Source organism: Kitasatospora sp. NPDC056181 (assembly GCF_042266225.1).
Classification (GTDB): domain Bacteria; phylum Actinomycetota; class Actinomycetes; order Streptomycetales; family Streptomycetaceae; genus Kitasatospora.
Map to the genome: position 1 here is coordinate 1 of NZ_JBHJUK010000246.1, position 8,554 is coordinate 8,554.

The 8,554-nt window shown below is 73.0% G+C and carries 8 protein-coding genes; 6 read left to right on the top strand and 2 right to left on the bottom strand.

Annotation, left to right across the window (positions count from 1 at the left end; translation table 11 throughout):
- Positions 1 to 183: 183 nt before the first annotated feature.
- The gene (gene bcp, locus ACFC1F_RS41755) at positions 184 to 660 is read right to left on the bottom strand and encodes a thioredoxin-dependent thiol peroxidase (RefSeq protein ID WP_148644666.1); all 477 of its coding nucleotides are present in this window, start codon (positions 658 to 660) and stop codon (positions 184 to 186) included.
- A gap of 143 nt (positions 661 to 803) precedes the next feature.
- Here bcp and ACFC1F_RS41760 point away from each other — a divergent pair, with 143 nt between their 5' ends.
- The 3 genes from ACFC1F_RS41760 (at position 804) to ACFC1F_RS41770 (ending at position 3,043) form a co-directional block, all read left to right on the top strand.
- Positions 804 to 1,145, top strand: a complete 342-nt coding sequence (locus tag ACFC1F_RS41760) for a DUF3618 domain-containing protein (protein WP_148644667.1) — start codon at positions 804 to 806, stop codon at positions 1,143 to 1,145.
- Between the two features lie 293 nt (positions 1,146 to 1,438).
- Positions 1,439 to 1,741: a co-chaperone GroES gene (locus ACFC1F_RS41765; RefSeq protein ID WP_148645002.1), complete on the top strand. Its 303-nt coding sequence runs from the start codon at positions 1,439 to 1,441 to the stop codon at positions 1,739 to 1,741.
- 111 nt (positions 1,742 to 1,852) lie between these two features.
- Positions 1,853 to 3,043, top strand: coding sequence for a winged helix DNA-binding domain-containing protein (locus tag ACFC1F_RS41770; protein WP_376166867.1), 1,191 nt, complete (start codon positions 1,853 to 1,855; stop codon positions 3,041 to 3,043).
- Between the two features lie 21 nt (positions 3,044 to 3,064).
- Here ACFC1F_RS41770 and ACFC1F_RS41775 read toward each other — a convergent pair whose 3' ends face one another.
- Complete coding sequence (locus ACFC1F_RS41775; RefSeq protein ID WP_376166869.1) at positions 3,065 to 5,452, bottom strand: transglycosylase domain-containing protein; 2,388 nt, start codon at positions 5,450 to 5,452, stop codon at positions 3,065 to 3,067.
- Positions 5,453 to 5,764: 312 nt separating this feature from the next.
- Here ACFC1F_RS41775 and ACFC1F_RS41780 point away from each other — a divergent pair, with 312 nt between their 5' ends.
- From ACFC1F_RS41780 to ACFC1F_RS41790, 3 genes are read left to right on the top strand one after another with little or no spacing between them, the layout of a single operon-like run.
- A complete protein-coding gene (locus tag ACFC1F_RS41780) occupies positions 5,765 to 6,625 on the top strand; it encodes an ABC transporter permease (protein ID WP_376166871.1) in 861 nt (286 codons plus the stop codon).
- Positions 6,618 to 7,556: an ABC transporter permease gene (locus ACFC1F_RS41785; protein ID WP_376166873.1), complete on the top strand. Its 939-nt coding sequence runs from the start codon at positions 6,618 to 6,620 to the stop codon at positions 7,554 to 7,556. The genes ACFC1F_RS41780 and ACFC1F_RS41785 overlap by 8 nt, the downstream gene beginning before the upstream one ends.
- Before the next feature lie 30 nt (positions 7,557 to 7,586).
- Positions 7,587 to 8,546: an ATP-binding cassette domain-containing protein gene (locus ACFC1F_RS41790; protein WP_376166875.1), complete on the top strand. Its 960-nt coding sequence runs from the start codon at positions 7,587 to 7,589 to the stop codon at positions 8,544 to 8,546.
- Positions 8,547 to 8,554 lie beyond the last annotated feature (8 nt).

Below are 8,554 nucleotides of genomic sequence, written 5' to 3' on the forward strand. Positions count from 1 at the left end.
GGGTTCTTGTTCCCCCTGGGGCCCTTGTTCCCCCCCGTTGTACCCTTGGTTGGGGGGGGGGGGGGGGGCGCCCCGGGGGGGGGGCCCCCCCCCCCACCGCTCCGTTTACGCGACTGCTCCGTTTACGCGACCACCGGGCGGTCGCCAGGGCCGTCCCGCGGGGCCGTCCCGTGGGACGTCCCGTCAGGCGGTCTCGACCTTGAGGTCGCGCAGCAGCTTGGCGACGTGGCCGGTGGCCTTCACGTTGTAGAGCGCGCGCTCGACCTTGCCCTGCTCGTCCACGATCACCGTGGAGCGGATCACGCCCTGGTAGGTGCGGCCGTAGTTCTGCTTCTCGCCGTACGCGGCGTAGGCCTCCAGGACGGCGTGGTCCGGGTCGGAGAGCAGGACGACCTTGAGGTCCTCGGCCTCGCGGAACTTGCCGAGCTTCTCCGGCTTGTCCGGCGAGATGCCGATGACGTCGTAGCCGGCGCCGGCGAAGACCTCCAGGTTGTCCGTGAAGTCGCAGGCCTGCTTGGTGCAGCCCGGGGTGAGCGCGGCGGGGTAGAAGTAGACGATCACCTTGCGGCCGAGGTGGTCGGCGAGCGACACCTGGTTGCCGTCGGCGTCCGACAGGCTGAAGGCGGGCGCGGTGTCGCCGGGCTGGAGACGCTCAGTCACGGGGGACTCTCCTGGTGCGTGGGCGGGTGGTCGTACCACGGCAAACTTACCTCCGATGGTGGGTGGGGCCGCGCGGCCGTTCGCGGTAGCTGACAAACTGGGTCAGTCGCACAGGACAACATCAGTGAATTGGGGTGGCCCGAGTGGGCGAGGCGAGCACGAAGGACAACTCGGCGAGGACGACCGCCCAGATCGAGGCGGACATCTCCCGCACCCGCACCCAGCTTGCGGCGACCCTGGACGAGCTCGCCATGCGTGTCCACCCGACCACGATCTCCGCCCAGGTCAAGGCGAAGGCGGTGGCCTCCGTGGAGGAGAAGGCCGCCCGGGCCTACGTGGCGGCCAGCGGGCTGGTGGAGAAGGCCAAGGCGCAGTTCGTGGACGAGGACGGGCGGCCGCGCAAGGAGCGGGTCGTCCCGGCCGCGCTCGTCGGCGCCGGTCTGGTGCTGCTGGTCGCCTCGGCCCGGAAGCGCCGCAAGAGCTGACCGGCGGGTTTCACGGGGCCGGGCGCCGTCGGTGCCCGGCCTTCCGTATGCCCGGGCGCCTTTCCCCGCGCCTGTGGGACTGCGCGGCCCGGGACCGCCCGTGGCCCCGGGGGACTGCGCGGCCCGGGGCCGCCCGTGCGGGCTTCTCGTACTCCGGGCCAGCGTCACGCTGCGGGCCCGGGAGCGGTACCTTCGGGATCGTGAGTACGAACGACGAACCGACCCCGAAGACCGCCTCGCCGGAGCACGACTCGCCGCGCCACGACCGGCTGGGCGAGAAGCTGCCGATCAAGATGCTGCACGACCGCGTCCTGGTGAAGACCGAGGGCAGCGAGGGCGAGCGCCGCTCGACCGGCGGCATCCTCATCCCGGCGACCGCGGAGCTGAGCAAGAGGTGCACCTGGGCGGAGGCCGTCGCGGTGGGCCAGAGCGTCCGCTCGGTGGAGCCGGGAGACCGCGTCCTCTACGACCCGGAGGACAAGCTGGAGGTCGAGGTCCGCGGCGCCACGTACGTGCTGCTGCGCGAGCGCGACCTGCACGCCGTCGCGGCGATGCGCTTCGGTGACACGGAGGGGTCGACCGGGCTGTACCTCTGAGGACCCGACCGGACCCGACCGGCCCCGGGCGGGCCGTCGCGCCGTGGTGCGCGGCGGCCCGCCTCTTCGCGTCCGGGGGCGGTTGTCGGAGGGTGGCAGTAGGGTCCGGCCATGAGCAGCGGTGTGCGTTCGAGTGGTCTGCCCCTGATCGGTGACGAGCAGCGCCGGGCCCGGGTGGGCCGGCGGCACCTGCTGGCGCCCGCCGGGCGGGCGGAGCGGGTCGAGCAGGTCGCGGACGCGGTGGTCGGGCTGCACGCCACCGATGCCGGGACGGTGTACCTGTCGGCGTGCGCGCGGCTGGCGGAGCCGTCGGCGGCCGAGGTCGAGCGGGCGCTGTACGAGGACGTCTCGCTGGTGAAGCTGCTGTCGATGCGGCGGACGATCTTCGCGGTCACGGAGGAGTTCGCGCCGTTCGTGAGCGCGTCCACGGCGCGGGCGATCGCGGTCAAGGAGCGGGCGACGCTGCTGAAGCACCTCGGCCAGTTCGCCGAGGGCTGGGACGAGGCGCGGCTCGCCGAGACGGAGCGGGCGGTGCTGGCGGCGCTGGAGCGGCGCGGTGAGGCGACGACGGGCGAACTCGGCGAGGACGTGCCGGCGTTGCGCGAGACGATGCTGATGTCGGCGGGCAAGCCCTACGAGGCGAAGCAGAGCGTGGGCAGCCGGCTGCTGCGGCTGCTGGCCTCGGACGGGCACCTGCGCCGGTGCCGGCCGCGGGGGTCGTGGCTGAGCAGCAGCTATCCGTGGGCGCGGGTGCCGCAGTGGCCGGACGTGCCGGTGCGGGAGGCCAAGGCGGAGGTGGTGCGGCGGTGGCTGGCGGCGTACGGGCCGGCCACGGTCGAGGACGTGAAGTGGTGGACGGGCTGGACGCTGGGGGACACCCGCAAGGCGCTGGCCGACGTGGGTGCGGTGGAGGTGGCCCTGTCCGGGGGTGTGACGGGCGTGCTGCTGCCGGAGGACGTGGAGCCGGTGGCGGAGCCCGAGCCGTGGGCGGCGCTGTTGCCGGCGCTGGATCCGACGGTGATGGGCTGGCGCGGGCGTGACTGGTACCTGCGGCCGGAGGACGTCCCGGCCCTGTTCGACCGGGCGGGCAACGCGGGGCCGACGGTCTGGTGGTGCGGCCGGGTGGTGGGCGGCTGGGCGCAGCGTGCGGACGGCGAGGTGGTGTGGCGGCTGTTCACGGATGCCGGGGCGGAGGTGGAGGCGGCGGTCGCGGTGGAGGCGGCGCGGTTGTCGGGCTGGCTGGGGGAGGTGCGGGTGACGCCGCGGTTCCGGACGCCGCTGGAGCGGGAGCTGGTGTCCTGAGTCGGGTGGTGGCCGGGGCCGCTACGGGGTGGGCGGGGTGGCGGCGGCGGGCCCGGGGCCGGGTCCGGGGCCGGGGCCGGGACCGCCGGTGACCGAGGGGATCGGGGTCGGGACCGGGGTCGGGGTGGGTGCGGTGGTGGGTCTGGCCGAGGTGGGCCGGCTGGTCGGGGTGACGGCCGGCGGCTCCGGGGTGGGTGTGGGAAGGGGCGCTTCGGGGGTGGGGTCGGCCGGCCGGGTCTCGGTGGGGCGGTTGCTCGGGGTGGGCCGTTCGTGGGCCGGCGTGGTCGGGGCCGTGGTGCGGGGCGGTGCGCTGGTGGTGCTCGCTCCGGGGTACGGCGTGGCCGGCGCGGTGGTGGCGGTGGTGGCGGGGGTGGTCGGCTCGTTGTTGCCCCGGCTGGGCTGGAGGTCGAAGTTCTGGACGGCGGTGCCCTCCAGGACGTCGGCCATGTAGGCGGTCCAGATCTCGGTGGGGAAGGTGCCGCCGTTGATCCGGGTGTAGCCGGCGGTGCCGGAGAGCGGCTCCTTGGCGTGGGTCTTCGGGTTCTCCCGGAAGAGGCCGACGGTGGTGGTGAGTTCGGGGGTGAAGCCGGCGAACCAGGCGGAGAGGTTGGAGTCGGTGGTGCCGGTCTTGCCGGCGGCGGGGCGGCCGAGGTCGAGGGCGGCGGCGCCGGTGCCGCGGGGGCTGACGACGTCGCGCAGGACGTCGGTGACGGCGTCGGCGGTGCCCCGGTCGATGGCGGTGGTCGGGACGTGTTCGGGCATCTTGGGGACGTCGATGGCGCCGCCGGTGTGGACGCGTTCGAGTTTGGTGACGGACCACGGGGTGTACGCCTGGCCGTGGTTGGCGAAGGCGGCGTAGGCGCCGGCCAGGTTGAGGGCGCTGGGGGTGGCGGTGCCGAGGGTCATCGAGGTGTTGGCCGGGTCCATACCGGGGACGTTGTCGGGGATGCCGAGCCGGATGGCGGTCTCGCGGACGTGGGCGAGTCCGGCGTCGACGCCTTCCTGGGCGTAGACCGAGTTGACCGACTTCGCCATGGCGTGGCGCAGGGTGATGTCGCCGTAGTCGATGTCGTCCTCGTTGGGCGGGGCGTACGGGGTGGGGCCGCCGGTGACGGGGCGTTCGCTGGCGCCGTCGTAGCGGGTTTCGGTGGTGATGGGGCGGCCGTCGCCGCTGCTGCGGCCGGAGTTGAGGCCGGCGGCGAGGTCGATGGGCTTGAAGGTGGAGCCGATCTGGTTGTCCTGGCGCAGTGCGTCGTTGTAGGGCTGTCTGGCGTAGTCGGGGCCGCCGTAGACGGCGACGACGCGGCCGGTGGCGGGTTCGACGGAGGCGCCGGCGACGCGGACGTCGGTGTCGGTGGTGGGGCGTTTGGCGGGGTCGAGTTCGTCGGTGAGTTCCTGCTGGACGGCGTGGGTGAAGGCGTCCTGCTTGTCCTTGTCGAAGGTGGTGGTGATCCGCCAGCCGCCGGCCTTGAGGGTGGCGGTGTCGATGATGCCGGCGGAGAGGAGGTAGTCGTCCGCGACACCGACCAGGTAGCCGGCCTGGCCGCCGAGGCCGGTGGCGGGCTGGGGGTCGACGGGTTCGGGGAAGGTGATGGCGGCGCGGTCGGCGGTGGTGAGGAAGCCGAGTTGGACCATGCCGTCGAGGGTGTAGTTCCAGCGGGCGACGGCCTTCTCGCGGTTGGCGGGGGTGGCGGTCTTGACGTCGTAGATGCTGGGGGCCTGGAGCAGGGCGGCGAGGTAGGCGCCCTGGGGGAGGGTGAGCTGGGAGACGTCGACGCCGTAGTAGGCGTGGGCGGCGCTCTGGATGCCGTAGGCGTTGCGGCCGAAGTAGCTGCTGTTGAGGTAGCCGGTGAGGATCTCGTTCTTGCTGCGTTGCTGGTCGACCTTGAGGGCGATGAAGAGTTCGCGGCCCTTGCGCTCGATGGTCTGGTCCTGGGTCAGGTAGTAGTTCTTGACGTACTGCTGGGTGATGGTGGAGCCGCCCTGCATGCCTTTGCCGGTGAGGGTGTTCCAGCCGGCCCGGACCATGCCCTTCAGGTCGATGCCGCGGTTCTGGTAGAAGGTGCGGTCCTCGGCGGAGACGACGGCGTGCTGGGTGTCGGGCGGGATCTGGGTGATGGTGACGTCGGTGCGGTTGACGGCGCCGGTGCGGGCGATCTCGGTGGCGCCGTCGGCGTAGAGGTAGATGTTGTTCTGGGCGACGGCGTGGGCGTTGGCGTCGGGGACGGGGACGATGAGGTAGAGCACGGCGAAGGAGCCGACGGCGGCGAGCAGGACGACGGTGAGCGCGCCGAGGGTGACCCGCCAGGTGGGCAGGAGCCGGCGCCAGAACGGCTTGGCGCGGCGCGCCTCGCGACGGGCGGCCCGTTTGGCCTGGCGCCGGGTGCGGTGGTCTGCCCTCAAGGTCATGCGGCGATTATGTGCTATTTGATCCGCGATCAGGTGTTGGGAAAACCGGGTGCGTCAGGTGATCGTCGGCGGTACGGTGAAAGGTGCAAACCACATAGCGCACCCGGTTCTCGCGTACGAGGCCCGGTAGCTCCGCCCGCCCGCCCGGTACCCCCGGGTGGGGACGGTCGGAGCTGGTCCGGCATGCGCCGGTGCCCTGTGCGCCGGTCTCCCGCGCGCCGGCGCCCGGTGGGCCGGCGTTCCGGGCACCGGGTTCCGTGCGCCCCGTTCCGGGCGCCTCCACCTGCTCGTATTTGTCGATAAGGAGACAGTATGCCTATCGCTGTGCCCACGGAGACGCAGCTCAGGCCCCCTCCCGACGTCGGCGGCACCGCCCGCCTCTACCTCGCCGTCGCCCGCGGCGGCTTCCGCCGCTACTCGACCTACCGGGCCGCCACCCTGGCCGGCGCCGTCACCAACACCGTCTTCGGCTTCATCCTCGCCTACACCTTCATCGCCCTCTGGCAGGCCAGGCCCGGCCTCGGCGGCTACGACACCGCGCAGGCGGTCACCTACATCTGGATCAGCCAGTCCCTGCTGGCCACCGTCGCGGTCCTCGGCGGCGGCTTCCAGGACGACATCCAGGAGCGGTTCCGCAAGGGCGACATCGCGGTCGACCTCTACCGGCCGGTCGACTTCCAGGGCTGGTGGCTGGCAGGCGACCTCGGCCGGGCCGGCTTCCAGCTGCTGGCCCGAGGCGTCCTGCCGGTCGTCGCCGGCTGCCTGGTCTTCGACACCCGGCTGCCGCACGACCCGTCCGTCTGGGCCGTGTTCCTGGTCTCCGTCCTGCTCGCCGTGGTGGTCAGCTTCGGGCTGCGCTTCCTGGTCTCGCTGACCGGGTTCTGGCTCCAGGACGCGGACGGGATCCGCTCGGTCACGGTGGTGCTGACGATGTTCTTCTCCGGGATGCTGCTGCCGCTCGGCCTCTTCCCGGGCTGGCTCGGCGAGATCGCCCGGGTGCTGCCCTGGGCCGCGATGATCCAGATCCCCACGGACGTCTTCCTGGAGCGGAGCGCCGGCGCCGGCCTGTTCGGCAGCCTCGGCCTCCAGGCGCTCTGGGCGGTCCTGCTGCTCGCCGCCGGGCAGGGCGTCCAGCGGCTCGCGACCCGCAAGGTGGTGGTCCAGGGTGGCTGACTCCCGACCCGCCGGCACCGCCTGCGCCGGGGAGCACCCGGCCGGCCTCGTCCACGCCGGGGAGCCCCCGGCCGGCGCCGCGGCGCCCCCGGCCGACCTCGTCCGCGCGGAGGGGCCCGTGGCGCGGGTCCGCTGGGCGGTCCGCTCCTGGTGGCTGGTGGCGGCCATGTGGAACCGCTCCACCATGTCCTACCGGCTCTCCTTCGCCCTGATGGCCCTGGCGAGCACGGTCGTCACCTTCCTCGACTTCGCCGTCATCCTGCTGATGTTCCAGCACACCCGCGCCCTCGGCGGCTGGACCCTGCCCGAACTCGGCTTCCTGTACGGGACGTCGTCGTTCGCGCTGGGCACCGCCAACCTGCTGGTCGGCACGGCCGACGCGCTCGGCGAACGGATCCGCACCGGAAGCCTGGACACCATGCTGATCCGCCCCGCCCCGGCGCTGGCCCAGCTCTGCGCCGAGCGCTTCACCCTGCGCCGGCTCGGGCGGCCGGTGCAGGGGGCGGCCGTGCTGGTCTGGTCGCTGGCGGCCCTGGACGTCCACTGGACGTGGGACCGGGTGCTGCTGGTGCCCGTCCTGCTCGTCTGCGGCACCGCCATCTTCGCGTCGGCCTTCATCGGCGGCGCCACCGTGCAGTTCTGGTGGGGCGAAGCCGGCGAGCTGCAGAACTCCATCACCTACGGCGGCGCCACCGTGCTGCAGTACCCGCCGACGATCTTCGCCAAGGAGCTCGTGGCCGGCGTGGTCTTCGGCATCCCGCTGGCGTTCGTCAACTGGCTGCCCGCCCAGCGCATCCTCGGCCGGCCCGACCCGCTCGGCCTGCCCACCGCCTTCCAGTACGCCTCGCCGGTCGCCGCGGTGCTCTGCTGCGCCGCCGCCGGCCTCGCCTGGCGGGCCGGTCTGCGCGCGTACCGCGGCACCGGCAGCTGATCCCCACCCCCTCGTGAAAGCAGAACTCCCATGGCACTGATCGAACTCGACGACGTCCGCCGCACCTTCACCGTCCGCGCCAAGGCCGGCCGGTTCCGGCGCGAGAAGCGCGAGGTGCGCGCCGTGGACGGGCTGAGCTTCGAGGTGGAGGCCGGCGAGTGCGTCGGCTACATCGGCCCGAACGGCGCCGGCAAGTCCACCACCATCAAGATGCTCACCGGCATCCTGGTGCCCTCCGGCGGGCGGCTGCGCGTCGCCGGCGTCGACCCGGCCCGGGAACGCGTCGCGCTGGCCCGCCGGATCGGCGTCGTCTTCGGGCAACGCACCACGCTCTGGTGGGACCTGCCGCTGCGCGACTCCTACGAACTCGCCCGCCGCCTCTATCGCATCCCCGACCGGCGATATCGCGCCAACCTCGAACGCTGCGTCGAACTGCTCGACCTCGGCGACCTGTTGGACACCCCGGTGCGCCAGCTCTCGCTCGGCCAGCGGATGCGCGGGGACCTGGCGGCGGCGCTGCTGCACGACCCGCAGGTGCTCTACCTGGACGAGCCCACCATCGGGCTGGACGTGGTCAGCAAGGGCAAGGTGCGCGAGTTCCTGCGGGAGGTCAACCGCGAACAGGGCACCACCGTGCTGCTCACCACCCACGACCTCACCGACATCGAGCAGCTGTGCGACCGGGTGATGGTGATCGACCACGGCCGGGTCGTCTACGACGGCGGACTGGACGGCCTGCACGCGGCGGGCGAGAGCGAGCGGACCCTGGTGGTCGACCTCGCCGAGACCGGGCCCCCGATCGAGGTGGCCGGCGCCCGGGTGGTGAAGGTCGAGGGGCCGCGGCAGTGGCTGGCCTTCCCGGCCCAGCAGAGCGCCGCCCCCATCGTCGCGGCCGTCGCCGGGCGGTACCCGATGGTCGACCTCTCGGTGCGCGAGCCCGCGATCGAGGACGTGATCGCCCGCATGTACGCGGAGGTCGCGATCGGCTGATGCGGCGG

Coding starts and splice junctions, on each gene's coding strand:
- ACFC1F_RS41765 (WP_148645002.1), top strand. CDS start 1,439: ATGCTGCACGACCGCGTCCTGGTGAAGACCGAGGGCAGCGAGGGCGAG.
- ACFC1F_RS41770 (WP_376166867.1), top strand. CDS start 1,853: ATGAGCAGCGGTGTGCGTTCGAGTGGTCTGCCCCTGATCGGTGACGAG.
- ACFC1F_RS41775 (WP_376166869.1), bottom strand. CDS start 5,452: ATGACCTTGAGGGCAGACCACCGCACCCGGCGCCAGGCCAAACGGGCC.
- ACFC1F_RS41780 (WP_376166871.1), top strand. CDS start 5,765: ATGCCTATCGCTGTGCCCACGGAGACGCAGCTCAGGCCCCCTCCCGAC.
- ACFC1F_RS41790 (WP_376166875.1), top strand. CDS start 7,587: ATGGCACTGATCGAACTCGACGACGTCCGCCGCACCTTCACCGTCCGC.